At 70.1% G+C, this 1,506-nt stretch carries 1 pseudogene; it reads right to left on the bottom strand.

What is annotated here, in order from left to right:
* A pseudogene (locus AX744_RS20855) lies at positions 1-1,506 on the bottom strand (telomere-associated protein); the annotation flags it as partial.

Genomic DNA, 1,506 nt, shown 5'->3' with positions numbered 1-1,506 from the left:
GGTCGTGGCCGCCGTCGCTGTCGGTGGTGGGGTCGTCGCCGTCGTTGTCGGAGCCGAGGAGAGCGGACAGCGGCAGATCCCAGACGCGCATCTTCTGGCCGCCGATGCGCCGAGCACCGGAGCGCTTGCCTTCGTGGTCTTTGGTGAGCCATCCGTGGCTCTCGAAGCTGCTGGCGATGGAGTGGGTGGTCTCGGAGAAGACCTCGTCGGCGCGGCTGGCGACGGTGTTGGCGACGCCGATCGCGACGGAGGGGATGAGGTAGACCCGCTGCGCGTCGCCCTCGCCGACGATGACGCCGATCCGGGCGCCCATGGGGCGCCACTGCGGCATCTCCCCCGCGCTCTGGTTGACCCAGCCGAGGCTGGCTGCGTCGTCGGGAGCGTCGCCGTGCTGGGTGCTCAGGTGCGCGCCGCCGGAGATCAGCGCTTCGCGGAGGAACGCGAGCAGCAGTTCGCCGGCGTCGGAGGAGGCGGAGTCCTGCAGGGCGACGGCGTCGTAGATCCCGTCGCGTGCCCAGGCGTAGAACTCGTTGGCTTCGTCAGCGCTGATCGCCCCGTGCTCGCGGAGCATCTTGAGCATGATGTAGATCCCGCGGTCGAGGTCGACGGCCATGTTCTCGAGGCGGTTGCGGACGCCGGAGTCGTGGGGCAGGTCGGCGAGGCGACGTTCCCAGTAGGTGTCGGTGGCCAGCGGCGAGCTCGTGTCACCTTCGATGGCGGCCTGGATCTCCTCGAGCATCTGGTCACGGTGTTGGGCGACCCAGTGGATCAGCGACGAGCCGAGCAGGGCGCGGGCTGCGCGGTAGCTGCGGGATTCAAGCCGGGCGAACAGGGCCTTGCCCTTGTCGACGGACTGCGGGTGCAGCGGGATGTTGAGGATGCGGGTGTCGGCGGAGCCGGTCGCGGTGAGCTCACCCGTGGTGATCAGGTTGGCCTCGATCGGGCGGTCCTCGCGCACGCCGCCGCGCTGAGTGGAGACCTTGCGGCCGGTCGAGTTGAACCGCATGCGGGCGAGCTCGCCGAGGCGGTTCTGCGCCTGCTTGGCGTTGCCGTCCGGGGCGAAGTCGTCGATGAGCAGCGGCAGGTGCGAGACAGTGTTCGCGCTGCGGATGAGACCGAGCGCGGAGCCGCCCTTCGCGGAGCCGGAGAGCATTTCCTTGACGCCGTGGTAGTGGACGTCGGGGGCGAAGTACTGCACCGCCAGACGGCCATGTGCGGACTTGAGGGAGGCGCGGCCGCCGACCAGGTGCACGGTGGCGTCGTTGGGCTTGAGCACCGATCCCCACGACTGAGCGAGCAGCGGGGCGAGCGCGCGGCCGAGCAGCCAGGAGTCCTTGGCCTCGAGGGTGCCCTTCTGCCAGGCGGCGCGGAGCTCGTCGGCATCCGTCGACGGGGCAGGGAGGGCGAAGACGTTGAACAGCGACGGCTTGACCTCGACGTCGTCGATCGCACCCTCGGTGCCGATCGCGCCGGTGGAGTGAACGAAGAACGGCTGCCCCGCCGCGG

Origin of the sequence: Microbacterium sp. CCH5-D1 (genome assembly GCF_001557335.1) — a bacterium.
In the GTDB taxonomy this organism is placed as follows: domain Bacteria; phylum Actinomycetota; class Actinomycetes; order Actinomycetales; family Microbacteriaceae; genus Microbacterium; species Microbacterium oxydans.
The sequence above is the reverse complement of the archived record's forward strand: the minus strand, read 5'-3'. Positions and strand labels throughout refer to the sequence as shown.